This window comes from Paraburkholderia sp. BGA-UO-ETr-F21, assembly GCF_059567925.1.
This window is the reverse complement of the sequence record NZ_JCAQOY010000029.1, coordinates 1-23,203: the sequence shown is the minus strand read 5'-3', so window position 1 is coordinate 23,203 and position 23,203 is coordinate 1. Positions and strand designations below refer to the sequence as shown.

Here is a 23,203-nt window from a genome sequence, read left to right as displayed (position 1 = left end):
CAGACAATGAAGAAAGCCGTGGGATGATGCCATCTCCACGGCTTTTCTGTTGGCACGGCGCTCAACGGTGCATCAGATGCATCCAGTCGCGGCGCCGGGTATTGAGTTATTTCGGGCTTGCTTCGGCGTTACCTCAGCCTCACTTCGAAGCCCAGCCCCAGAACATCAACCACCATGCGCTATCGACCACGGCCAGCGCCGCGACGAACCACATCATCGCGAGGCCGCGCTGAACGAAGCGTTCGCTGTAGCGGCGGGTAACGAGCCAGGCCAGCCATGCGCTCCACAGATTGGCAATCGCCAGTATCGCGATGCGCATATCCGACGCCCACCACAACGACACATGTTCCGCGCGCAACAGCGACAGCGTGGTAGCGGACAGACCGAGGAACACGCCCGCGCCGCCAATCGGAATCAGCCCTTGCGTCAGATGATGCAAACGCACGGCATTGAAGCGCCCCAGCATGCGCGTCGCGCCCATCAGCAGCATCAGCAGCGCGGTGCCGTACACAAGCGCCGTGGCGAGGATGTAGCCGATCACCATCGTGCCGTCGAGCCATGAAAACACATCGTTCTGCTCGGGGTAATGCGTGAACAGGAACCACGGCGCATTGGTGTCGAGCGGCCACGTAATGTCGTGATCGACCAGCCAGGTCGCGAAGAACATCTTCAGATCGACGAACCAGCGCGACGCGGTCCAGTGGAACGCGCCGATCGCAATGCCGAGCAGACCGTACAGGATCAACGCGGTGTCCCACGGGTTCGCCTGCTTGTCGCCCAACTGAACCACTTCCGAGGACGGCGCGCGCCACGTCAACGCAATCGCGTCGCGATGCCCGCTGCAACGGCCGCACATATGGCAGGCCGACGCGCCCTTCATATTGCGCAACGGCACGAGCGGCGCGCAATTGATCGGAATCACGCGATGCCCATGCTCGCCGTTCTTGTAGGAACGGCGCCAGGCGTCTTCATCGACTTTGTAGTGAAACGGCGCGAGCCGCGCCAGAAGCGAAAAGACCCCGTTGACGGGGCACAGATACTTGCACCAGACACGTTTCTCGCGCCCGTAGAGCAAGCCGATGATCATCGCCGCGAAGGTCGAACCGCCCAACACCAGCAGCACGGCCTTCGGATACTGGTAGACGCTCACCATCTGACCGTAGATGGTGGTGATGCCGAATGCGACGAACGGCCAGCCGCCCCAGCGCATCCAGTGTGGAATCGCCCAGCCTCGCCCGTATTTGCTGGCGAATTCGGCGAGCGCGCCTTCGGGGCACAGCACGCCGCACCAGACACGGCCGAGCATGACCATCGAAAGCAACACGAACGGCCACCAGATTCCCCAGAAGACGAACTGCGCCGCCAGCGTGAGGTTATTCCACAAGTGCGCCGTGTCGTCCGGCAGCGGCATCACCGTCGGCACCAGAATCAGAAACGCGTAGACCGCCACCACGACCCACTGAATGCCGCGAATCGCTGCGCCGTGGCGCTGCATCCACTGCCCGGCCGCCGCGAGGCGGCCCGGGCGGGTCATCACGGTGCTCATGCCGCGCGCCCGGCGGCTTGTTGTACCGGCTTGCGGTTTGCACGGCGCAACAGCAGATACACCACCGCCCAGTACACCGCGTACGCCAGCAGATTCATCATTGCCGGATGCGCGCGATAGCCGGTGAGCGTGGCGACCAGCGAACCGAAGGTGCCCGAGTCGTCCAGAATCGCCGACGAATTCCACATCTGATCGACGAGTGTCGGCAGGATTTCCTTGTCGATCAGCTTGTCCACGCCGGTCTGGAACAGGCCTGCGCCGAGGAACAGCAGCATGATTTCAGTGACGCGGAAAAACAGCCGCCACGAGAAGAACTTGCCGCCCAGCTGCAACACGTAGAAGGTCAGGAACGCGAGCGCGAGGCCGATCACGACGGCGAGCATCTGGCTGCCGTCCACGTGACCGGACTGGCCGAAACCGAGACCGTACAGGAAGATCACCGTTTCGCTGCCTTCGCGCGCGATCGCCAACGCCACCAGCAACGCGACGCCCCACCAGTTCGAATCGCGCTGGCTCTTTTGCAGCGACTGCTCCATGTCTCGCTTGAGCGAGCGGCCATGCTGCTTCATCCACAGCACCATTTGCACGATCAGCACGCAGGCGATCAGCACCATCGCCGTCTGGAAATAATCCTGCGCGTCACCGGAAAGCACCTCGGTGAAACCGACCAGCGCCGCGCCGAGCGCCACCGCCGCGATCAATCCGGCTGCGACGCCGCCCCACAGGTACGGCAAGCCGCGGCGCGCATCGTCGTCGCCATTTTTCAGCCACGCATACAGAATGCCGACGACCAGCAGCGCCTCGACACTTTCCCGCCATACGACGAACAGAATCTGACCCATCCAAGCTCTCCCTCTACCCTTCTACTGCCTTGGCGAACACACGAACCGCCGACGGCCCGCGCTCGCAGCTGAGGCCATTACTTCGCGACGATGACACCCTGCGCCTGCTGATGAAAATCGTCGAAAAACTTGTACTCGCCCGGTTCCAGCGGCGCGATCACCACGAACGAATCCGCACCGGGCGCCAAAACCTTTTCCTTACGCAACTGAACGCTTTCGAATTCAGCCGCGCCCTTGCCGGTGTTGCGCACTTCGATCTTGATACGCTGCCCCGCCGGCACTTCGATGCGTGCCGGATTCAACTTGCCGTCGTTCATTTCCAGCTTGAAGGTCGGCAGGTCGGCTGCGTGCGCTGCGCACGCCAGTAAAAGCGTGGTGGCGAAGGTTGCGATCTTTCGGTTAATTCTCATCAGCCTTTCCGGAAAACGTGGCGCAGTGCGGGTTCATCAACGACACGCCGCCTGCTGCATGGATTCATTCATCCCATTCACCCACGCGCGGCCACGCGGCAAAGCGCGGCCACACATGACGATGCGCGGCGATCAGTAGCCGCCCTTCTTGCCGATACCGGCGAAGGTGAAGTCGTATTCGAGCGTGATCGGCTTGAACCACGGGCCTACACCGGTTTCCTTGTCGACGTGGCGGCCGAAAGCCATATGGCCCGTTTGCATCGGCGCTTCGACGATCATCTTCAGGTGATACTTGCCTGGGCCTTGCAGCTTGACGTTATCGCCGTAGTGCGGGCCGTCGTTGGCGACCATCGCCATCATGTCGCCCTTTTGCGTCTGGTTCGAACCGGCTTTCGTCAGCTCATAACGCACTTGCAGATACGGCATCCAGTCGCCTTCGGCGAAACCGGTCGGATTGTTCTTGACCGCGTGAATGTCGGCCTCGAGGTGGATGTCCGAGTCCGAGGCCTTGCGCATCATGCCTTCGGGTTCCATCGTGATCGGCTGCAGATAGACCGCGCCGATTTCCATGCCGCCCTGAATCTGCTGCTTGCCGATCGGGTACTCCGCTGCCGTTGCCGACAACGCCGCGACCGCGGCCACCGCTGCTGCGCCACCACGCACAAATGAAGAAATCCGCATTGAAACTCCTTGTTTTTTTATCAGACTCGAATCGAACCCATTGGAACAGTGCGTTGCGCAGGCTTTGATGCAGCAGCCCCAGGCCTTGATATCCACGGCCGATCGGAGCCTAAGCGCTATACGAACGTTAATGCGAACCATTCTCAATATTGGTTGAGTTTATCATCGATCGCGAGGGAGAACAATTCAGAACGCACGCAAAGCCCTATGCCAGCAGGGTCTTAAGGTGCTTTTAAGGAAGTGCGCGATGATGACGAGGCGCGCTGCCGGGCGCGTGCCGGGCAGCGGTCGACAGGGCGCGACGCGGCGCCGCGCCCTGCGACGGAAGGACGCATTATTCGACGCCGGACACGTGATCGCCGACGTTCGCGCCGAATACGCGCTGGCGCAGCAAGGCGAGCTGGTCGCGCGTTTGCGCGGCCTTTTCGAACTCGAGGTTCTTGGCGTGCTCCATCATCTGCTTTTCGAGGCGCTTGAGCTCCTTGGCAAGCTGCTTCTCGGACATGTCCTCGAATTTCGCGCGCGTCTGCTGTTCCTTCAGTTCGGCGCGGGCGTCGTCGACGTTGTACACACCGTCGATAATGTCGCGAATGCGCTTGACCACGCCGCGCGGCGTAATGCCGTTTTCGAGATTGAAGGCGATCTGCTTGTTGCGCCGCCGCTCGGTTTCGTCGATGGCGCGGCGCATCGAGTCGGTGATCCTGTCGGCGTAGAGAATCGCCTTGCCGTTCACATTACGCGCCGCCCGGCCGATGGTCTGGATCAGCGAGCGCTCGGCACGCAGGAAGCCTTCCTTGTCCGCGTCGAGAATGGCGACCAGCGACACTTCCGGGATATCCAGCCCTTCGCGCAACAGGTTGATCCCGACCAGCACGTCGAAGGTGCCAAGCCGCAGATCGCGGATGATTTCAACCCGCTCCACCGTATCGATGTCGCTATGCAGATAACGCACCTTGACGCCATGGTCGGCCAGAAACTCGGTCAACTGCTCGGCCATGCGCTTGGTCAGCACCGTTACCAGCACGCGGTCGCCCACTTTGACGCGCTCGTTGATCTCGCCGAGGACGTCGTCGACCTGGCTGCGCGCCGGCCGCACCTCGATTTCCGGATCGACGAGACCCGTGGGGCGCACCAGCTGCTCCGCCACCTGCCCGGCCGTTTTCTGCTCGTAGTCCGCCGGCGTGGCCGAGACGAACACCACCTGACGCATCTTGCGCTCGAACTCGTTGAATTTAAGCGGCCGGTTATCGAGCGCCGACGGCAGGCGGAAACCGTAGTCGACCAGATTCTCTTTACGTGCCCGGTCGCCGTTGTACATGCCGTTCAACTGCCCGATCAGCACATGCGATTCGTCAAGCATCATGATCGCGTCTGACGGCAGGTAATCGACCAGCGTGGGCGGGGGTTCGCCCGGCGCCGCGCCCGAGAAATGCCGCGAGTAGTTCTCGATGCCCTTGCAGAAGCCGAGTTCCTGCAGCATTTCCAGGTCGAAGCGCGTGCGCTGCTCGAGCCGCTGCGCTTCAACCAGCTTGCCGCCGCTGTAGAAGAATTCGAGCCGCTCACGCAGTTCGTTCTTGATCGTTTCGACCGCGCGCACCACGGTATCGCGCGGCGTCACATAGTGCGACGACGGATACACCGTAAAGCGCGGAATCTTCTGACGCACGCGGCCTGTCAGCGGATCGAACAGTTGCAGCGTTTCGATTTCGTCGTCGAACAACTCGATGCGCACCGCCATTTCGGCATGCTCGGCCGGGAAAATATCGATCGTGTCGCCGCGCACGCGAAACGAGCCGCGCTGGAAGTCGGCTTCGTTGCGGTTGTACTGCATGGCGATCAGCCGCGCGATGATGTCGCGCTGGCCGAGCTTGTCGCCGGTGCGCAGCGTCAGAATCATCTTGTGGTATTCGGACGGATTGCCGATACCGTAGATCGCCGACACCGTCGCCACGATCACCACGTCGCGCCGCTCCATCAGGCTCTTGGTGGCCGATAGCCGCATCTGCTCGATATGCTCGTTGATCGACGAGTCCTTCTCGATGAACAGGTCGCGCTGCGGCACGTACGCTTCCGGCTGATAGTAGTCGTAGTACGAGACGAAGTACTCGACCGCATTGCGCGGGAAGAACTCGCGAAACTCCGAATAAAGCTGCGCGGCAAGCGTCTTGTTCGGCGCGAACACGATGGCCGGGCGGCCGAGCCGCGCGATCGTGTTGGCCATGGTAAAGGTTTTGCCGGAGCCGGTTACGCCGAGCAGCGTCTGGAATGCGAGTCCGTCTTCGACGCCTTCCACGAGCGTGTCGATCGCCGTGGGCTGGTCGCCGGCGGGCGGATACGGCTGGTACAGCTGAAACGGCGAGCCTTCGAACCTGACGAATTTGGATTCGTCGAGCGTATCTTCGGCTTCAGTCAGATGTTGTTCGGACATGTGGGGCGGCGCCTGGCCTTGGGGCAAAGAACTATTCTAACGGGTTGCGGGAATCGAGGATCGAGCGGGTCTGCGTAGGCTTTTCAAGGGTTCGCGCGAGTCTGGCCGGGCGCGATGTTTTGGCCCTTTGGCGCGGTCGCAGGGCATTCGCTCATCGCGGCCAGGTGGCCGTGACGCCCCGTCGCTGCTCGGTTGCGGGCCCGTTTTCCGGTCTCTCCAGACGGCGTTGCGGACCTCGCCGCTCTTTTCAATTGGCGCCGGAGTGCCTGTTTTTCAAGCAAAAAATTCCATCCGTCCGGCCGTGTCGGCCAAAAAATGGTCGCGAATTCGTTACAATGCGAAGCTGCACTCGCTCGCCGTCGTCCGCAGTCTGTCTGTGCCCTGCGCCGGACGCTACTGCTGGCCCGGCCTTCCGCGATCGAAGCCGTCCTCTTTTCACTACTGCTGCCCACCCATCATGTCTCTGTTCTCCGCCGTCGAACTTGCTCCCCGCGACCCGATTCTGGGCCTGAACGAAGCCTTCAACGCCGATACGCGCACGACCAAGGTCAACCTTGGCGTCGGCGTGTACTTCAACGAAGAAGGCAAGATTCCGCTGTTGCGCGCGGTGCGCGACGCTGAAAAGGCCCGCGTCGACGCCGCGCTGCCGCGCGGGTATCTGCCGATCGAAGGTATTGCCGCTTACGATGCCGCCGTGCAGAAACTGCTGCTCGGCAACGACTCGCCGCTGATCGCAGCGGGCCGTGTCGTGACGGCGCAAGCATTGGGCGGCACGGGCGCGCTGAAGATCGGCGCGGACTTCCTGAAGCGTCTGAACCCGAACGCCAAGGTCGCGATCAGCGACCCGAGCTGGGAAAACCATCGCGCGCTGTTCGAAGGCGCAGGCTTCGAAGTCGTGTCGTACCCGTACTACGACGCGCATACCCACGGCGTGAATTTCGACGCCATGTTGAGCGCGCTGAACAGCTACGCCGCGGGCACCGTCGTCGTGCTGCACGCGTGCTGCCACAACCCGACCGGCGTGGACCTGAGCGTCGAGCAATGGAAGCAGGTTGTCGAAGTCGTCAAGGCGCGCGATCTGGTGCCGTTCCTGGACATCGCCTACCAGGGTTTCGGCGACAACATCGAAGCGGACGCTGCAGCCGTGCGTCTGTTCGCCGCGTCGGAACTGAACGTGTTCGTGTCATCGTCATTCTCGAAGTCGTTCTCGCTGTATGGCGAGCGCGTCGGCGCCCTGTCGATCATCACGGCAAGCAAGGAAGAAGCCGCTCGCGTGCTGTCGCAACTGAAGCGCGTGATCCGCACGAACTACTCGAACCCGCCGACGCACGGCGGCTCGGTGGTCGCAGCCGTGCTCGCGTCGCCGGAACTGCGCGCCACGTGGGAAACGGAACTGGCCGAAATGCGCGACCGTATCCGCGCAATGCGCAACGGTCTGGTCGAACGCCTGAAGGCTAGCGGCGTGGACCGTGACTTCAGCTTCGTGAACGCGCAACGCGGCATGTTCTCGTACTCGGGTCTGACGGCGCCGCAAGTGGACCGTCTGCGTGAAGAGTTCGGCATCTATGCCGTGAGCACGGGTCGCATCTGCGTGGCTGCGCTGAATACGCGCAACCTCGACGCGGTGGCCAGCGCGATCGCTCAAGTGTTGAAGTAAAGCATCGAGACGCGCGGGCATTCATTGCACGCGCTCTGCTTGAATTTGCTTGTGGAAACGGCGCCCTTTCGGGGCGCCGTTTTTTTGTGCCTGATTGCCTGTTACTTGCGACGTGAGCCGAGACGTTTGCGATGCGTCATGAATCGCCGCGACGACAGAGATCCACCTCTATTGCGCGCCGCCTGGACCCGCGGCCCTTCAGCGCGAATCCCGATGGATATCGTGCGTGACAAATCCTGCGTCGTTATTCGGCATGTCGAGCCAATCCGGTTGCGCGAGCGAACGACGAATGTCCTCCAGACCGCTTTGCCAATGTTCACGCATCGTCGACAGGCCGAACTGAAAGTCCTTGTAGTGCCCCTCGTATTCCTTCTCGCGGTAGATGAGGTGAATCACGTTGTAGCGCTTCGAACACGACAGATCTTCCGCGAGTTTGCACCACGGATCGTCACGCTGGTCCGACGGCACGCGTTCCAGCACCTCGCGCAACACGTGCCGGAAACGCTGCGACCGTTGCAGCATGTCGGTCACGAGACGTGTGCGGCTCGAATACTGGATGTCCTTCATGCGCCCCTGGACATCGGTGATGTTGTCCGGCACTGGTCCGATCGCACTCCAGAGATCGACCTGAAACGCGAGCGTGTCACGGCGCGGTGTGGACTGGATCACCTCATAGAGCGGCGTGTTCGACATCAAACCGCCGTCCCAGTAAAACTGGCCGTCGATCTCGACCGCCGCGAACCCTGGCGGCAGCGCACCGGAGGCCATGAAGTGCTCGGGCCTCAGTGTGGTGTGCGTGTTGTCGAAGTACGCGAAATTCCCCGAGCCGCAATTGACCGCCCCCACCGAAACGCGCATTTCGCGCGAATTGATCCGGTCGAAATCGCAAAGCGCTTCGAGCGTGGCTTTTAGCGGCGTGGTGTCGTAGTAACTGGCCTGTTGCGGCGGCCCGGACACCGTGGGCAACGGCGGCGGGAAGCGGGGCACGAAAAAGCCCTTCTGCCCCTCGACGATGGCACCCATTGCCTGCGTTGCCGTGAACGCTTTGCGCACGGCTTCGCTGGAGTTGAAAAGCGCGTGCTCGATAAACGCCGGCAACGGCGGGCCGAAAGCCGGCTGGCAGATCGTCTCCCAGAATTTCAACAACCGCTCGACGCGCTTCTCCGGCGGATTGCCCGCAATGATGGCGGTGTTCAACGCGCCGATCGAAATGCCGGCCAGCCAGTTCGGCTCGATGCCGGCTTCGTGAAGCCCCTGGAAGACACCGGCCTGGTAGGCACCCAACGCACCGCCGCCTTGCAGCATCAGCGCAACGGTTTCGTAGTCAGGCAGATGGACGTGCCGGCCCAGGTGCTCAGCGGGCGCCGGACCGGCGCCCTCGCCTTCCCCGTCGCCGGGCGCGGCGACGCGCGCCCGCTTGAGATTGCGTTGCGCCATGGGTGCCTCCTTATTGCATATACCAGCCGTGACTCACAATAAAGGACTGCCCGGTCAGCGCCGCCGTCGGGAAGGTCGACAGGAACAACACGGTCTGCGCGACGTCTTCCACCGTGGTGAAGATGCCGTCGACCGTACCGCCCAGCATGACACGCTTCACCACCTCTTCTTCGCTGATGCCCAGTTCCTTGGCCTGCTCCGGAATCTGCTTGTCGACGAGCGGCGTACGGACGAAACCGGGACACACCACATGCGAGCGCACGTTGTGCTTTGCGCCTTCCTTCGCGAGCACACGCGAGAGGCCCAGCAATGCATGCTTTGCCGTCACATAAGCCGACTTGAGCGGCGACGCTTCATGCGAGTGGACCGAACCCATGTAGATCACGATGCCGCCGCGATCGTCCTTGTACATATGCTTGAGCGCTGCCTTGGTGGTCAGGAAGGCGCCGTCCACGTGGATCGCCTGCATCTTCTTCCAGTCTGAAAACGAATAGTTTTCGATCGGATTGACGATCTGAATGCCGGCGTTGGAAATGAGAATATCGACCGAGCCGAGTTCCGCGGCGACCTTGTCGATACCCTGGTTGACGGCGTCTTCATTCGTGACGTCCATCGCCACACCGATTGCCTTGCCACCGCCCTTTTTGATTTCTTCAGCGACGGCATTCGCCCCGTCCTGGTTCAGGTCGGCGATCGCGACGGCCGCGCCCGCTGCGGATAAGGTCAGCGCAATCTGCTTGCCGATGCCGCTTGCCGCGCCGGTCACCACCGCGACTTTGCCATTCAGATTTGTGTTCAGTGAAGACATCCAGAACCTCCATGCAGTTAGTGAGCAATGAGACCACGGGCCGCGGGCGGCGTGAAGTCGGCCGAACGGTATAGGCCGTTCGGCCGAATGCTGCACTGCGGCCAACGCTGCTATTGTGCATGAACCGTGTGAACTCCATCGGTAAAAAGCATATTGCAGCTTATCTCTTTAAACTGGACGTTTTCAGCGGGATTCCGGTGGCATCACCAACAAGGAGGAATGCATGAATTATCGACGTCTGGGCCGCTCCGGCCTGCAAGTCAGCGAACTGTCCATCGGCTCGTGGGTCACCTACGGCAATCAGGTCGACAGCCGCGCTGCACGTGAATCGCTGGCGGCCGCACGCGACGCGGGAGTCAACTTCTTCGACAACGCCGAGGTGTATGCCGGCGGCCAATCCGAAGAAATCATGGGGCAGGCGCTCAAAGAATTGGCGTGGCCGCGCGTGAGCTATGTGGTGTCGACAAAATTTTTCTGGGGGCTCGCGGAAGCGCCGAACCAGTACCACACGCTGAACCGCAAATATCTTCTGAACGCAATCGATTCGTCGCTCAAACGTCTGCAACTCGACTATGTCGATCTGGTGTTCTGTCATCGTCCGGACCCGAACACGCCGGTGGAGGAAACCGTCTGGGCCATGAGCGACATGATCACTCGCGGCAAGGCGCTGTACTGGGGCACGTCCGAATGGAGCGCCGATGAAATCCGCGCCGCTTATGACATTGCGGAACGGCACCATCTGCACAAGCCGGTCATGGAGCAGCCGCAGTACAACCTGTTCCACCGCAACCGCGTCGAGCAGCAATACAAGCGGCTCTATGAGGATATCGGCCTTGGTCTGACCACCTGGAGCCCGCTTGCGTCCGGCCTGCTGACCGGCAAATACCGCGACGGCGTGCCAGCCGACAGCCGCGCGCAATTGCAAGGCTACGACTGGCTGCGCAAGCAGGTCACCGACGCGGGCAAGAACGACGTGGTCGGCAAGCTCGGCGAAGTGGCTAACGAGTTAGGCTGCACGGTCGGCCAGCTCGCGATAGGCTGGATTCTGAAGAATCCCCATGTCAGCACGGTAATCACGGGGGCGTCGCGGGTCGAACAGATCGGCGAAAACATGAAGTCCGCCGAGGTGGCCGAGCGGATCACGCCTGAGATCAAGGAGCAGATCGAGGCAATTATCGGCGACGCGCACGACTGACAGGGCCGGCCACTGAACGCGTAACATGGATCCGGCGGATCGCAGCCAGTAACGTGTTACGCGGCACTCACTGCAAAGCGCCGGTGCGCGACGCGGCCTCGCGTACAATACGCGACCGCATGCACACCGGCGCCATATGCCCGCTGTGCAGCCGCATTGCATCTGCAGCGCCGAATCCGCCTTGGAGCGGCACGCCCTTTTTCAGCGTCTCCTCATCATGCTCAGCTACCGCCACGCCTTTCATGCAGGCAATCACGCCGACGTTCTGAAACACGCCGTCGTGTTGCAACTCCTGCGCTACCTCGGTCAGAAGGACAAATCCTACTGGTATATCGACACGCACGCGGGCGCCGGTGTCTATTCGCTGAAGGAAGGTTACGCGACCAAAACCGGCGAATTCCAGACCGGCATTGCCAGATTGTGGGAGCGCAACGATCTGCCGCCCATCTTCGCCGACTACGTCGACGAAGTGAGCGCGCTCAATCCGGACGGCCAGTTGCGCTTTTATCCCGGCTCGCCGTATATCGCGTGGCGGCAGATGCGTGAACAGGACCGCATGCGTCTGTTCGAACTGCACACCACCGAGATCGACGTGCTGCGCCACAATTTCCGCGACGCAGGCCGCCGCGCCATGCTGTATGCGGGCGACGGCTTCGAAGGCATTCTCGCCTTGCTGCCGCCGGCGCCACGGCGCGCGCTGGTCTTGCTCGATCCTTCGTATGAGGACAAGCGCGACTACACGCGCACGTTGCGCAGCGTGGAAGAAAGCCTGAAGCGCTTCCCGACCGGCACGTATGCCATCTGGTATCCGCAAGTGAGACGCCCTGAATCGCAGCGTTTCCCCGATCAGTTGAAGAAACTACAGGAGCGCAACTGGCTTCACGTGAGCCTGACGGTCAGCAACCCGCCGGCAGACGGTTTTGGACTTTTCGGCAGCGGCATGTTCATCCTGAACCCGCCGTACACGCTGGCGAAAACACTGAAAGACCAGATGCCCTGGCTCGTCAAGGTGCTCGGCGAAGACAAGGCCGCACAGTTCAAGGTCGAGTATCGCGGCGACTGAATAATTGCTCGGCGCGCGCTGCAAGCGCGGGTAGCTCGCCAAACCACGTGGACCCGGTCGCCGGTCACGCGCAAATATCGCGCGCAGAGCCGGCTGCCCGCTCCGTCATTCCCGCCTACTTGAGCTGCGCCGCGGCCTTGTGGGCGAAGTCGTTGGTATAGGTCGCGTTCAGGTCGATCTTCTTTGGGTCGAGCCGGGTATCGAACGAGGACAGCGCGCGTAACGAGGTCGCCGGGCCGTCCGCCGGCATCAGTCCGTCCGGCGAGTAGGCGTCGCGCACGTTGTGGAAAGCCTCCACATAGAGCGCCGGGTCGTTGAGCAGATAGGCCGGCGGCACCATCTTCAGCAGATCCGCATCGCTCGCGGTCTGCAGCCAATGATCCGCGCGCACGATTGCATTGGCGAGCGCCTGGGTAGTCTTCGGATACTTCTGGATGAAACTGTCCGACGCATAAAGCGTCGCCGCCGGCATCGTCCCGCCGAACACCTCTTGCGTGCCCTTCACCGTGCGCGTATCCACCAGTATTTTGATCGCGCCGGTGCGAGCCAGTTTGGTCATCATCGGATCGACGTTGGAAAGCGCGTCGATCTGCCCGCCGCTCACTGCCGCGAGCACCGAGGCGCCGCTGCCCACACCGATCGCCGAAATCTCGTTGCGCTGCACGCCCGCTTTGCGCAAAGCCACGGTGAGCACGAGATCCGTCGACGAACCCGGCGCACTCACCCCGACTTTCGCGCCTTTGAAGTCCGCCATCGTCTTGAGTTGATCCGCCTTCGATTTCAGCACCGCGACAACGATCTGCGGCGCGCGCCCCATCAATGCGAAGGCCCGGTAGTGCTGCCCTTTCTCCTGCATGAACAGCGTGTGCTCGAATGCGCCCGCGCCTACGTCGGCACTACCGCCCACCACCGCTTCCAGCGCTTTCGATCCACCCGCGAAGTCTTCGAGCGTGACATCGAGGCCTTCGTCCTTGAAGTAGCCCAGCTGTTGCGCGGCGAGTACCGGCAGATAGTAGAGACCCGGCAGACCACCGACGGCCATCGTCAGCGCAGGCTTTTCCGGTGTGTCTTTGGCGAGCGCGGCGGCAGGCAGCGTGGCCAGCGCAAGCAGCGCGACGCAGGCACTGGCGGCCTGTCGCATCCAGTCAGTCGGCATTGAATGTCTCCTTGTTCTGTTTTTCATTCGATTCGGCAACGGCGCGATCGATGTATGGCCAAAGTCACCGGCGAAAGGCCGCGCAATGATTGTCGTCGGACGGTTTCGCCCGCGCCATGCGCCCAAACCCCAATGGCGCGGGCCACCAGGGGTCGTCGCTGGCTCGAAGACACGGATGTTGCCGCGAGCGTCCTCCCGGTGGCCCGCGCAATAGCCGTTCACCGAGGCATTAGTGGAGGTGAAGAAGAACCGCCGGCAACAATCGCGCACGAGCGCTTATTGCGAACGAGGCGCTGGATGAGGCTGTGGCTGTGGCTGTGGCTGAGTTGGCCGCGACGTGGCCCCGCCTACGGGCAGCGGGATATAAGGCGCAACCACGATCGGGATCGACGAGTTCGGCGCCAATTCGGTCGGTGTCGCGATGGGCTGCGCTTCGACGATTGGCTGCCGTGAAAGCGGCGCGGTCTGGAGCACGGTTCCGCTCTGACCGTCGCTGATACCATTTTGCGAGTCGAGAATCATCGGCTTACGCGTGCCGGCCGACGCAGCAGAAGCGCTCGACGCGGCAACAACCATTGCCATCGAGGCTGCAATGGTCAAGACCAGGAGGAATTGGTGCGGGCGGGCAGATGGCATGAGCGGGCCGGTTGAGTTTGAGAAGCCGGATTGCGCAGGAAACGCTTTACCTTACCGCGACGGTAGCTACGAAGCTAGTCGATATTCGCCACGAGTAGCTTCCGGGCGCCGCCCGACCTGAATTTTCAAAGCCCAGATGTGACAAAGCCCCGCATAGACGGGGCTCAACACTTTACTACCATGGCAGCGCAATAGCGCTACCGGGTCACACTTGATGCATTTGAAACTTACAGCGAGTAGCCGCCGGTTTCGAGCGAACGGATGCGCTGTTCGAGTTGGACGATATCCGAAGACGACGCCAGGTACTCTTCACGACGGGTGCGTTCAGCAGTTTCAAACCAGGTGCTCAGCTTTTCAAGTACGTATGCAAACATGATGTTCTCCAAGGATCAGATTGAATCCCCGGTGGATTGGGCATCAGGGATTTCCCGTAAAAGGGTTAACCCGAATTATAGCCCTATGGTGCAACCATGCTAGTGAAATGCCCGCATGACGTGCATTCCGTTTTGGAATGGTGCACGAGTGTGGTGCGTGTAACTTATTGATTTCGCTGCATTCAACTCGACTTTTTTGTCGTGCCTGATCTAGCCCCTTATTTTTAAGCACAATGTTGGTGCTTAAACCACCTGAGCGCCACCTACCGCAGCCTTCGGGTAGCACCGGACCTCGCAAGACATCAAATCGGATGACAACCCTGCCCCGCAACCAGGTCGGAATCGGCGAGCCGCTCGATAATTGGACAATCGGGGCGATCATCGCCGTGGCAATGGTCGGCCAGGTGCGCCAACGTGTCGCGCATGTCGGTCAGTTCGGCAATCCGGCGATCCAGGTCGGCAACGTGTTCCAGCGCAATTTTCTTCACTTCGAGGCTCGCGCGGGAGCGATCATGCCACAGCGCCAGCAGCCGTCGAATATCTTCGACCAGAAAGCCGAGTCGGCGCGCCTGACGGATGAACCGCAGCGAATGAACCTCCTGCGGACCGTACACGCGATAGCCGGCACTCGTGCGCGCTTTCGCCGCCAGCAGGCCGACGCTTTCGTAGTAGCGAATCATTTTCGCCGTGACGCCCGACGCGCGGGCCGCTTCGCCGATATTCATGGCCGTTTCCCCAGTGTGAGAGTCGATCCTACACCTTCCCATAATGGGAAGGTCATCACCCAATTGCGGATCGGCAGGCATAATTCAACTGGCGCACTATCCATTTTCCGAGGCAATCCCAATGACGATCGAATTCCAGGTTGAAGGTATGAGCTGCCAGCATTGCGTCGCGGCGGTCACGAACGCAATCCGCGAACACGATGAAGCCGCGCAAGTCCAGGTGGACCTGAGCGCCGGGCGCGTGACGGTCGAATCGGCGCAACCGGCCGAGACGCTGAAGGCCGCCATCGACGAAGCCGGCTACACGGTGACGAACGTGACAAGCCGCGCAACGACGAACGCGTCCGGCGCAATCCGTTAAGCGAGTTCACGGCATGTTCAAAGTTGCTGTCATCGGCGCCTCCGGGCTGCTAGGCCGCGCGCTCGCAGACGAACTGACCCAACGGGCCGGCTGGCAAGTGGTGGCCACATCGTTTAGTCGGCCGGCGCCGGGCACAGTCGCGCTGGACATTCGCGACGCGCGGGCAGTCGAGCAGTTCGTCGAGCGCGAAGCGCCGGACGCGCTGGTGGTTGCCGCGGCGGAGCGCCGGCCGGACGTGTGCGAGCATGATCCGGCGCTGGCCCGCGCGCTGAACGTCGATGCAGTGCGCACCCTTGCCACGGCGGCAAACCGGCGCGGCGCATGGACACTGTCGATCTCCACCGATTACGTGTTCGACGGCACGCACCCGCCCTACGAGCACGATTGCGCGCCGGCGCCGCTCAATGCCTACGGGCGCAGCAAGCTCGAAGGTGAGCGCGCGCTGACTGAAGCGACCGACCTCGGCTGCGTACTGCGCTTGCCGCTGCTGTACGGGCCGATCGTCGGTTGGGCGGAGTCGGCCGTGACGAGCCTCGTGCCGGCGATCGCGGCATCGGCTGCGCCGGCTGCCCAACCCGCGGTCATGGATGCCTGGGCGATCCGTTATCCCACCTTCACGCCGGACGTCGCGTTCGTGATCCGGCAGATGCTCGAACTGCATGCACGCGGTGACGCGATTCGCGGCATCGTGCAATGGTCGGGCGACGAACCGATGAATAAGTACGAGATCGCGGTTCGCCTTGCCGAAGCGCTGCAACTCGACGCGCACCTGACACCGCAACGCACGCCGATCGATGCGACGCCGCGCCCGCATAACTGCCATCTGGCTTCGACCCGGCTCGAGGCACTCGGGATTGGCCGCCGCACGCCGTTCGATACGGCGATCCGGCAAGTGTTAAGCGCGTTTCCATGGCACGGTGACGCGCGCGCGTAGAACGTCGTGCCTGCGGGTGAGACTGGCCACGCCAGATCGCCGTATTCTGATGTGTACGACGCGGCTGGCGCGACGGTCCGGCGTTAAGGCGCGCTTGCCTGCGGCAAGCCTGCCTCAGTGAAAATCGCGGCTTGCCGTCGCCAGTTCACCGAGCCATTCGCTGTGGTCCTCAAGGCGATGGGCGACGAGATGGATCACCTCGCCCCGGTTTTTCTGTTTCGCCTTGCCTGCCTGATTTTCGCGAACGTCATGGCCGGCATGGTCGCCACCGGTAGCCACACCGTCGTCGCGTTGCAAAACGCCGTACACCGCCAGCAACGATGCGCCCAGCAAAACCTTGCGCTGCTTCTCCACCAACGACGGCCAGACGATCACATTGATCGAACCGGTCTCGTCCTCGATGGAAACGAACACCGTGCCATTTGCCGTGCCTGGCCGTTGTCGCACGGTCACGATGCCGCACGCTCTCGCGAGCGTGCCGTGCTGACAGACGGCGAGTTCGGCGGCCGTGCGAAAACGCTGTCGCGCAAGACGGGCGCGCAATAGTGCGAGCGGATGACGATTGAGCGTGAGGCCGAGGCTCGCATAATCGTCGACGATTTCGCGGCTTTCCGCTGCCTGCGGCAATGCCAACGGTGCTTCGGCGATCGGCGCGTCGCGCAGCAATTTGGGCACCGTATGCTGCGCCGTCACAGCCCACCACGCTTCGCGTCGATGTCCCGCGATACTGACCAGCGCGTTCGCCGCGGCAAGCGCTTCGAGATCGCGCCGCGTCAAGGCCGCGCGGCGCGCCAGATCGTCGACATCGGTAAACTGCGCCTCGTTGCGAGCCGCCATGATGCGTTCCGCGGCCCCTTGCGCCAGACCTTTGATCAGATGCATGCCGATACGCACGGCGGGACCGCGAGCGCCATAGCTGCCGGACGGCTGAAACACGCGAGCCGTCAATCTCCGTGCCGCGCGCCGGATCGTTCTGCTGACCGTCAGATGCCGCAGCGAAAGATCGCGCAATTGCTGCGCAGATAGTACGGTCTGCTGACGATGCAAACAGGTCTCTTCGGCGGAGATCCGCTGCCCTTCATGATCGCGCCTCTCGAATGTCGACTCCCAATCGCTCAAAGTCACGTCGGGCGGCAATACCTTGACGCCGTGCCGCTTCGCGTCCTGAACGAGTTGCGATGGCGAGTAAAACCCCAGCGGTTGACTGTTCAGCAAACCCGCCAGAAAAGCAGCCGGTTCATAGCGCTTCAACCACGCGCTGAGATAGACGAGCAACGCGAAGCTCGCCGCATGGCTCTCTGGAAAACCATACTCGCCGAAGCCTTCGATCTGTTTGCAGATGCGCTCGATAAACGCCGGCTCATAGCCACGCTTGAGCATCCGCTCGTTCAAATCCTTCTGATACTTCGCAAGATTGCCACTGCGCCGCCATGCGGCCATGGCACGCCGCAACTGATCGGCCTGCTCACCGGTATATTCGGCAGCAACCATCGCCAGATGCATCACCTGTTCCTGGAAAATCGGCACCCCGAGCGTACGTTCGAGCACGGGACGCAGTTCGTCCTTCGCGTAGTCGACCGGTTCGAGTCCCTGCTTGCGGCGCAGATAGGGATGCACCATGCCGCCCTGAATCGGCCCCGGCCGCACGATCGCCACTTCGATCACGAGATCGTAGTACTTGTTGGGCTTCAGGCGCGGCAGCATGCTTTGCTGCGCACGTGATTCGATCTGGAATACGCCGATCGTATCGGCATGGCCGCACATTTCGTAAACGGCCCGATCCTCGCGCGCAATATCCTGCACCCTGAACTGCGGAAAACCGCGCCTCAAGGCGACGAACTCCAGCGCGCGCCGGATCGCCGACAACATGCCGAGCGCCAGCACGTCGACTTTCAGCAACTTGAGCGCGTCGATATCGTCCTTGTCCCATTCGATCACGCTGCGGTCTTTCATCGTGGCGTTTTCGATCGGCACGAGCCGCGACAGCTTGTCTTTCGCGATCACAAACCCGCCGACGTGTTGCGACAGATGACGCGGAAAAGCGCGCAACTCTTTGGTCAAGCGAATCAGATTCTGCGTGATGTGCGAGTTGGCGTCGAAGCCCGCTTCGGCCAGATATCTGGCGACCGCATCCGTGCCGTCCCACCATTGTTGCGACTTGCTGATCCGCTCGATCAACGACGCCTCGAGACCCAGCGCCTTGCCCACATCCTTCAGCGCGCTACGCGCGTGATACGTAATCAGCGATGCAGTGAGCGCCGCCCGATGGCGGCCGTACTTCGTGTAGATATATTGGATCACCTCTTCGCGCCGCTGATGCTCGAAGTCGACGTCGATATCAGGCGGTTCGTTACGCGCGCGGGAGATGAATCGCTCGATCAGCATGTTCATATGCACCGGATCGATTTCCGTCACATGCAGGCAGTAACAGACGATCGAATTCGCCGCCGAACCTCGCCCCTGACAGAGAATGTTTCTGGAGCGCGCGAAACTCACGATATCGTGCACCGTCAGAAAATACTTTTCGTATTTCAGATCGGCGATCAGTGCCAATTCTTTTTCGATCTGACCGATTCGCTTCAGGTCCATGCCTTTGGGCCAGCGCTCCATCGCGCCGGCCATGACCAGCTTGCGCAGATAACTCGATGGCGACTCGCCGGCGGGCACCAGTTCTTCGGGATACTCATACTTGAGTTCATCGAGCGAGAAGCGGCATAGCGCAGCGATACGCAGCGTTTCTTCCAGCGTATCGCGCGGATACAGTTTGCCGAGCCGTACACGCGTACGCATATGCCGCTCCGCATTCGCTTCGAGCGCGTGACCGCACGCCGATAGCGGCGTGACGAGGCCGATGGCGGTCATCGTGTCCTGCAAAGGCTTGCGCGATCGCGCATGCATCAGAACGCCACCTGCCGCGACCAACGGCAACCCACTCGCTTTTGAAATCATGCGCAAGGCGTCGATCTGAAGATCGTCGCTACCTGTCTGCCAGAGTTCCAGTGCGATCCACGCCCGTTGTGCAGCGAACGATGCAAGCCAATGCGCGCAACGCAGCGTATGCGAGAGCGTCGCCGTACGTTGCGGCACGAGCATCAGGACGCAATCGGGCAGCGTCTTCAGATGTGCAAGATGGGGCAACGCATCGGTAAAGTCGGACGGACCGAGCCGATAACTGCCTTTGTCCGCGCGCGATCGAGCCAGTGTGATCAACTCGGAAAGATTGCCGTAACCGTTGCGATTGGTTGCTAGCGCAACCAGGGTGCAGAAGGGTTCGCCGGTATCGTCGGTCAGATTGAGTTCGCTGCCGATGATTAGATGAGGGAGGGGTTTTAATGCCTCCGGCTCCGCGGCTTCCCCGGTTTCACGTTCTGCTGCTCCGGTTTCCGACGCGCCTTCCGAAGGCACTTTCGATTGCGCCGCCTTTGCCTTTGCCTTGTCCTCGCGCTCTTTTTGCTGCCGGTCCCGCTCGTCCTTGAGCTCCCTCAACGCCGTATGAGCTCGAACGACGCCTGCCAGCGAACATTCATCGGTGATCGCGAGCGCGCTATAGCCGCGCGACATCGCCTGCTCGACGAGCTCATGAGGATGCGAAGCGCCACGCAGGAAAGAGAAATTCGTCAGGCAATGCAACTCCGCATACGCCGGCAAATGGGTGGCGAGTGCCTGTTGCGCAAGGAACGATGGCGGCGATAGGGGCATGATGTTCAGCCGAACAAACCTTGCAGATACCACTCGCCACTAAGACGTTCGCGGTAGACCCAGAACATATGACCGCGGTCATCGGCCGCGACGTAGTAATCGCGCTCGACAGTGTTGCCGTCCCACCACCCTGCTTCGATCCGTTCGGTACGCGTGAGCATTTTCAGCGGCCGACGATAGATCGGCCGCTGGTCGCGCATCATCAGGCGCAATGGCTTATCGAGCATCCAGACCGGGCGAGGTTGAGAAGGCAACGCGCTGTCGGGTAAGTCGAGGGATGCCTGCGCGTTACCGGGTTGCGGTGTGGATGTGTTGGTGTTTTTTGCGCTATTTGTTCTGGATAGGAGTTGGGTTGCTTGCGTGGCCTGCGTGGCTTGCGTGGCTTGCGTGGCTTGCGTGGCCTGCGTGGCCGTCTCGCCGTCTTCATGCTTTTTTTCCGCCGCAGCGTGCCGCAACTCATCGGTCAGCCAGGTTTTGTCCGCTTTGACTTTCGACCGGGACTTAGCCGGCGAGCGCTTCTTGCGTGAAAACGCTTGCGCCTGGTAGGCTTCGACGCGCATTGCCCGCTCGGGACGATGATCGTCCCGCACCGACATCTGCAGCACATTCTCCGGCCCCAACCGCGCGCTCAAGCGTTCAAGCAGACGCGCAATCGAATCGCCGTCCGATTCGGGCATGGGAAACAACGTGTCCGACTGCCCGGCATATTCGCTGATCTGATCCGCCACCAGCTTCAACTCGATAACCGGTGCCGCCAGCACCGTCTGATTCAACTTTTCCCGCAGCAACCAGATCAAGTGCTCGGCATCGCGCGACGGTATGGCCCAGCCAACCTTCAGGCTCGATGTCTTCGGCGCATGACGGGATGCCAATTCATGCTCAAGCAGCAACGTATAACCGCTGAGCGCCGCATGATGCGCGCTCAGCCAGCCGGCCAACTGCACAATCAGCCGACGCGCGGCGAACAGCAGGGCATCCGCGTTATCGACCCGCGAGGGTAACTCCAGTTGCGCGTGGAACGACGCCGGCGCACGAAACGACTCACGTGGATCCGGACGCGTGCCATACGCCTGCGCCAGCAGATCCAGAACACCGCTGCCGAAACGTCGCACGACACCCGAGCGTGGCAACTGACGCAAATCGGCCAGCGTCGCGCAGCCGACATGCGAAAACGCATCGCGATGCGCCGGCGTGACCGGCAGCAGCGATACGGATAAACCATCCAGCACACGCACGAGTGAAGTCTCCTTCACTACATGCCAGCGACGCCCCTGCCGAACGCAGCGCGCCTGCGCCAACAGCCACGCCCCCCAGGCGGTCGGCGCACAGGCAATACGCGCCGTATAGCCGAACTCCGCCACCGTGGCAGACACCCGCGACAACAACGCGTGCAAGCCGCCGAACAATCTCAACCCGGAGCCGACTTCGAGCAACAGGGTATGCGCGTCGGCTAGAGACACTTTCGGTGTGTACGCGAGCAATGCAAGCGCGATTGATTCGAACGACTGAGCTTCGCGGACGGGATCGGCGGCAAGCAGTTCAAGCTCCGGCGTCAACGCCAAAGCATAGGAACGCGATTGACCCGCCTGCACACCGGCGCGCAGGGCGTCGAAATCCGGCATCAGAATGTGCGCATGATCGGCTAATGCGTAACAACGCCCCTCACGGATTTCTTCGACATTGTGAGGTTGGTCTGCCTCGTCGCGCGACTCACGTCGATTCGGCTTCGCGAGCGAACCATCCGGGAGCGGCGTAAGAGGCTTCACCGCTTCCAGTGACAAGAGTGGCAATGTGACTGCGATCCACAGCATGTTCGATCTTGAGTCCTTGATGGCTGCCGACTCCGTTTTCCGGCAACAAACCGCTTTGTAAAGGCAAAACGAGCCGAAGAGGTTCAGCTGGCGGCGGCCCCCGGCGCTTGAAGATGTCGATCGACAAACCGATCTCCTGCAGCCATTGACGACGGTTGATCGTCTGCGCATTGGCCGGCAAGAGCGGCTCGCAAATCATTCGCAATGGTGCTGGGGAAGATTGCCTGGCTGCCTCGACAGGCCGGATCAAAAATGCCAGCGACGCCGACTCCTGAGCCGCCACTTGCAGGCGCCGGACCTTGTCGGCCCGCGCATTCGGCAACCAAACCAGGACCGCGCCGATGCCATCTTGCTTCAAGGCCTGTGCGGCGGCCCACAGGGCCTGGTCTTCACTCGAGCGCACCCATAAGACTCGCTCGACATTAACGCCCCAAGCCCTCAATGCGGCGGCGCATGGTTGATACGGAGGCGCCACAAGCATGACATGCCGCTCGGCTTGCTTCGTCAGATGACAAAGCGCATGAGATAGCAGACGTACTTCACCCACGCCACCATGTTCGATCAACAATTCCGTCAACCCACCGGCCGACCAGCCTTGTCCCGGCAACAACCGATCCAACGCGGCATAACCGCTGGAGATCACGCGCGAGTCTGCCTCGGCAAGCTCATTGCCCTGCCACACCTGACGCCGCAATTGAGACGACAGCGCGGTCGTCGCCAGCTGAATCGCTGCTGCCATAGACACGCTCTTGAATAGGGAATGCTCCGCCCTGCCCGGCACCGGGCAAGCACGAGTCGACGATCTATCACTGTATATTTATACAGTATTTTGAGATGAATGTTAAGTCAGAGGGAGACTACGCGATGTGCGTATGAGAAGCTTGAGGGATGGGACGAAACTGTTTTTTGTGGCAGCTCTACATTTTCTTACAAGAGCTATTTTTGCTTTAATTTGAGCGATTTGAAAGGATGAAAATCGAGTATGGGTACCGAAACGATCACATGAAACTGAGGCGTTGCTTGCAGAAGTCGACAAAGCGCAGATGAGCGATGGCACGGTGCCTGTCGGTGCGAGCAGCGGCGGGGATGTCGTGCCACAGTGAAGCAGCGGTGACGTTGAGAGCGCCGCTGGCTGTGCCGGGGGCGGCTGCAGTGCGGGTGAGCCGCGCAGGCGTGGAGGCGGGACGGGCGTATCTGGAGCTGACGGGCTATGCGAAGGCGGTGCGGCCGGGCAAGGAGTGAAGGCCCGGGTCCGCGCGGGTATTCCGGGCGTTTTCCGCGTCTATTCGTGTTCGTCCGTGTTTATCCGCATCTGCCGGGCGTCTGCCGTTTGCCGGCGACGGCCGTAAACGCAGAAACCCCACCTTTATGGGGTGGGGTTTCTGATGCTGCTGGGGAGCCTGACGATTACCTACTTTCACACGGGAATCCGCACTATCA

Annotated in this window: 21 protein-coding genes; 6 read left to right on the top strand and 15 right to left on the bottom strand. The window is 61.4% G+C overall.

From position 1 onward, the window contains the following. Positions 1 to 139: 139 nt before the first annotated feature. The 5 genes from AC57B1_RS16435 to uvrB form a co-directional block, all read right to left on the bottom strand. A complete protein-coding gene (locus AC57B1_RS16435; RefSeq protein WP_496418032.1) occupies positions 140 to 1,546 on the bottom strand; it encodes a 4Fe-4S binding protein in 1,407 nt (468 codons plus the stop codon). Further along, complete coding sequence (locus AC57B1_RS16430; RefSeq protein WP_408342782.1) at positions 1,543 to 2,388, bottom strand: FTR1 family iron permease; 846 nt, start codon at positions 2,386 to 2,388, stop codon at positions 1,543 to 1,545. The genes AC57B1_RS16435 and AC57B1_RS16430 overlap by 4 nt, the downstream gene beginning before the upstream one ends. 77 nt (positions 2,389 to 2,465) lie before the next feature. Further along, positions 2,466 to 2,798 carry a cupredoxin domain-containing protein gene (locus AC57B1_RS16425; protein WP_408342780.1) on the bottom strand — a complete coding sequence of 111 codons (333 nt, stop codon included), beginning with the start codon at positions 2,796 to 2,798 and terminating at the stop codon, positions 2,466 to 2,468. Between the two features lie 132 nt (positions 2,799 to 2,930). Further along, positions 2,931 to 3,479, bottom strand: a complete 549-nt coding sequence (locus AC57B1_RS16420) for an iron transporter (protein WP_091795661.1) — start codon at positions 3,477 to 3,479, stop codon at positions 2,931 to 2,933. 334 nt (positions 3,480 to 3,813) lie between these two features. Then, positions 3,814 to 5,907, bottom strand: a complete 2,094-nt coding sequence (gene uvrB, locus AC57B1_RS16415) for an excinuclease ABC subunit UvrB (RefSeq protein ID WP_408483079.1) — start codon at positions 5,905 to 5,907, stop codon at positions 3,814 to 3,816. Between the two features lie 457 nt (positions 5,908 to 6,364). Between uvrB and AC57B1_RS16410 the strand changes: the two genes are divergently transcribed. Beyond that, on the top strand, positions 6,365 to 7,564 hold the full coding sequence (locus tag AC57B1_RS16410) for an amino acid aminotransferase (protein ID WP_091795668.1): 1,200 nt from the start codon (positions 6,365 to 6,367) through the stop codon (positions 7,562 to 7,564). A gap of 198 nt (positions 7,565 to 7,762) precedes the next feature. Here AC57B1_RS16410 and AC57B1_RS16405 read toward each other — a convergent pair whose 3' ends face one another. Beyond that, complete coding sequence (locus AC57B1_RS16405; protein WP_091795671.1) at positions 7,763 to 9,001, bottom strand: DUF3734 domain-containing protein; 1,239 nt, start codon at positions 8,999 to 9,001, stop codon at positions 7,763 to 7,765. A gap of 10 nt (positions 9,002 to 9,011) precedes the next feature. Continuing rightward, positions 9,012 to 9,809, bottom strand: a complete 798-nt coding sequence (locus AC57B1_RS16400) for a 3-hydroxybutyrate dehydrogenase (RefSeq protein WP_091795673.1) — start codon at positions 9,807 to 9,809, stop codon at positions 9,012 to 9,014. A gap of 223 nt (positions 9,810 to 10,032) precedes the next feature. Here AC57B1_RS16400 and AC57B1_RS16395 point away from each other — a divergent pair, with 223 nt between their 5' ends. After that, on the top strand, positions 10,033 to 11,004 hold the full coding sequence (locus AC57B1_RS16395; RefSeq protein WP_496418031.1) for a potassium channel beta subunit family protein: 972 nt from the start codon (positions 10,033 to 10,035) through the stop codon (positions 11,002 to 11,004). Positions 11,005 to 11,071: 67 nt separating this feature from the next. On the opposite strand, the gene AC57B1_RS16390 is transcribed toward AC57B1_RS16395, so the two are convergent. After that, positions 11,072 to 11,293, bottom strand: coding sequence for a hypothetical protein (locus AC57B1_RS16390; RefSeq protein WP_496418357.1), 222 nt, complete (start codon positions 11,291 to 11,293; stop codon positions 11,072 to 11,074). On the opposite strand from AC57B1_RS16390, the gene AC57B1_RS16385 reads away from it, so the two are divergent. Further along, entirely contained in the window at positions 11,222 to 12,067 is an 846-nt protein-coding gene (locus tag AC57B1_RS16385) for a 23S rRNA (adenine(2030)-N(6))-methyltransferase RlmJ (RefSeq protein WP_408342770.1), read from the top strand. The genes AC57B1_RS16390 and AC57B1_RS16385 overlap by 72 nt on opposite strands. A gap of 115 nt (positions 12,068 to 12,182) precedes the next feature. On the opposite strand, the gene AC57B1_RS16380 is transcribed toward AC57B1_RS16385, so the two are convergent. The 4 genes from AC57B1_RS16380 to cueR form a co-directional block, all read right to left on the bottom strand. After that, complete coding sequence (locus AC57B1_RS16380) at positions 12,183 to 13,223, bottom strand: ABC transporter substrate-binding protein (protein ID WP_496418030.1); 1,041 nt, start codon at positions 13,221 to 13,223, stop codon at positions 12,183 to 12,185. 276 nt (positions 13,224 to 13,499) lie between these two features. After that, positions 13,500 to 13,859 carry a hypothetical protein gene (locus AC57B1_RS16375; RefSeq protein WP_496418029.1) on the bottom strand — a complete coding sequence of 120 codons (360 nt, stop codon included), beginning with the start codon at positions 13,857 to 13,859 and terminating at the stop codon, positions 13,500 to 13,502. Positions 13,860 to 14,086: 227 nt separating this feature from the next. Then, positions 14,087 to 14,233 carry a DUF3563 family protein gene (locus AC57B1_RS16370; protein WP_091795685.1) on the bottom strand — a complete coding sequence of 49 codons (147 nt, stop codon included), beginning with the start codon at positions 14,231 to 14,233 and terminating at the stop codon, positions 14,087 to 14,089. Positions 14,234 to 14,535: 302 nt separating this feature from the next. Next, positions 14,536 to 14,958: a Cu(I)-responsive transcriptional regulator gene (cueR, locus tag AC57B1_RS16365; protein WP_408343570.1), complete on the bottom strand. Its 423-nt coding sequence runs from the start codon at positions 14,956 to 14,958 to the stop codon at positions 14,536 to 14,538. Positions 14,959 to 15,079: 121 nt separating this feature from the next. Here cueR and AC57B1_RS16360 point away from each other — a divergent pair, with 121 nt between their 5' ends. Together AC57B1_RS16360 and AC57B1_RS16355 are read left to right on the top strand one after the other, a co-directional pair. Next, on the top strand, positions 15,080 to 15,319 hold the full coding sequence (locus tag AC57B1_RS16360; protein ID WP_496418028.1) for a heavy-metal-associated domain-containing protein: 240 nt from the start codon (positions 15,080 to 15,082) through the stop codon (positions 15,317 to 15,319). 13 nt (positions 15,320 to 15,332) lie between these two features. Further along, on the top strand, positions 15,333 to 16,253 hold the full coding sequence (locus AC57B1_RS16355; RefSeq protein ID WP_408342764.1) for a dTDP-4-dehydrorhamnose reductase family protein: 921 nt from the start codon (positions 15,333 to 15,335) through the stop codon (positions 16,251 to 16,253). A gap of 114 nt (positions 16,254 to 16,367) precedes the next feature. Here the strand turns inward: AC57B1_RS16355 and AC57B1_RS16350 are convergent, their stop codons facing one another. Genes AC57B1_RS16350 through imuA form a run of 3 tightly spaced genes read right to left on the bottom strand, consistent with a single transcriptional unit; the run spans position 16,368 to position 22,502 of the window. Next, the gene (locus AC57B1_RS16350) at positions 16,368 to 19,952 is read right to left on the bottom strand and encodes an error-prone DNA polymerase (RefSeq protein WP_496418027.1); all 3,585 of its coding nucleotides are present in this window, start codon (positions 19,950 to 19,952) and stop codon (positions 16,368 to 16,370) included. A 5-nt stretch (positions 19,953 to 19,957) separates the two neighbouring features. Then, the gene (locus AC57B1_RS16345) at positions 19,958 to 21,763 is read right to left on the bottom strand and encodes a Y-family DNA polymerase (protein WP_496418026.1); all 1,806 of its coding nucleotides are present in this window, start codon (positions 21,761 to 21,763) and stop codon (positions 19,958 to 19,960) included. Further along, complete coding sequence (imuA, locus tag AC57B1_RS16340; protein ID WP_408342758.1) at positions 21,663 to 22,502, bottom strand: translesion DNA synthesis-associated protein ImuA; 840 nt, start codon at positions 22,500 to 22,502, stop codon at positions 21,663 to 21,665. Before imuA ends, AC57B1_RS16345 begins: the two co-directional genes overlap by 101 nt. A gap of 347 nt (positions 22,503 to 22,849) precedes the next feature. Here imuA and AC57B1_RS16335 point away from each other — a divergent pair, with 347 nt between their 5' ends. Continuing rightward, positions 22,850 to 23,005, top strand: a complete 156-nt coding sequence (locus AC57B1_RS16335) for a hypothetical protein (protein WP_496418025.1) — start codon at positions 22,850 to 22,852, stop codon at positions 23,003 to 23,005. The last annotated feature ends 198 nt before the right edge of the window (positions 23,006 to 23,203 follow it).

Coding starts and splice junctions, on each gene's coding strand:
- AC57B1_RS16435 (WP_496418032.1), bottom strand. CDS start 1,546: ATGAGCACCGTGATGACCCGCCCGGGCCGCCTCGCGGCGGCCGGGCAG.
- AC57B1_RS16430 (WP_408342782.1), bottom strand. CDS start 2,388: ATGGGTCAGATTCTGTTCGTCGTATGGCGGGAAAGTGTCGAGGCGCTG.
- AC57B1_RS16425 (WP_408342780.1), bottom strand. CDS start 2,798: ATGAGAATTAACCGAAAGATCGCAACCTTCGCCACCACGCTTTTACTG.
- AC57B1_RS16420 (WP_091795661.1), bottom strand. CDS start 3,479: ATGCGGATTTCTTCATTTGTGCGTGGTGGCGCAGCAGCGGTGGCCGCG.
- uvrB (WP_408483079.1), bottom strand. CDS start 5,907: ATGTCCGAACAACATCTGACTGAAGCCGAAGATACGCTCGACGAATCC.
- AC57B1_RS16410 (WP_091795668.1), top strand. CDS start 6,365: ATGTCTCTGTTCTCCGCCGTCGAACTTGCTCCCCGCGACCCGATTCTG.
- AC57B1_RS16405 (WP_091795671.1), bottom strand. CDS start 9,001: ATGGCGCAACGCAATCTCAAGCGGGCGCGCGTCGCCGCGCCCGGCGAC.
- AC57B1_RS16400 (WP_091795673.1), bottom strand. CDS start 9,809: ATGTCTTCACTGAACACAAATCTGAATGGCAAAGTCGCGGTGGTGACC.
- AC57B1_RS16395 (WP_496418031.1), top strand. CDS start 10,033: ATGAATTATCGACGTCTGGGCCGCTCCGGCCTGCAAGTCAGCGAACTG.
- AC57B1_RS16385 (WP_408342770.1), top strand. CDS start 11,222: ATGCTCAGCTACCGCCACGCCTTTCATGCAGGCAATCACGCCGACGTT.
- AC57B1_RS16380 (WP_496418030.1), bottom strand. CDS start 13,223: ATGCCGACTGACTGGATGCGACAGGCCGCCAGTGCCTGCGTCGCGCTG.
- AC57B1_RS16375 (WP_496418029.1), bottom strand. CDS start 13,859: ATGCCATCTGCCCGCCCGCACCAATTCCTCCTGGTCTTGACCATTGCA.
- AC57B1_RS16370 (WP_091795685.1), bottom strand. CDS start 14,233: ATGTTTGCATACGTACTTGAAAAGCTGAGCACCTGGTTTGAAACTGCT.
- cueR (WP_408343570.1), bottom strand. CDS start 14,958: ATGAATATCGGCGAAGCGGCCCGCGCGTCGGGCGTCACGGCGAAAATG.
- AC57B1_RS16360 (WP_496418028.1), top strand. CDS start 15,080: ATGACGATCGAATTCCAGGTTGAAGGTATGAGCTGCCAGCATTGCGTC.
- AC57B1_RS16355 (WP_408342764.1), top strand. CDS start 15,333: ATGTTCAAAGTTGCTGTCATCGGCGCCTCCGGGCTGCTAGGCCGCGCG.
- AC57B1_RS16350 (WP_496418027.1), bottom strand. CDS start 19,952: ATGCCCCTATCGCCGCCATCGTTCCTTGCGCAACAGGCACTCGCCACC.
- AC57B1_RS16345 (WP_496418026.1), bottom strand. CDS start 21,763: ATGCTGTGGATCGCAGTCACATTGCCACTCTTGTCACTGGAAGCGGTG.
- imuA (WP_408342758.1), bottom strand. CDS start 22,502: ATGGCAGCAGCGATTCAGCTGGCGACGACCGCGCTGTCGTCTCAATTG.
- AC57B1_RS16335 (WP_496418025.1), top strand. CDS start 22,850: ATGTCGTGCCACAGTGAAGCAGCGGTGACGTTGAGAGCGCCGCTGGCT.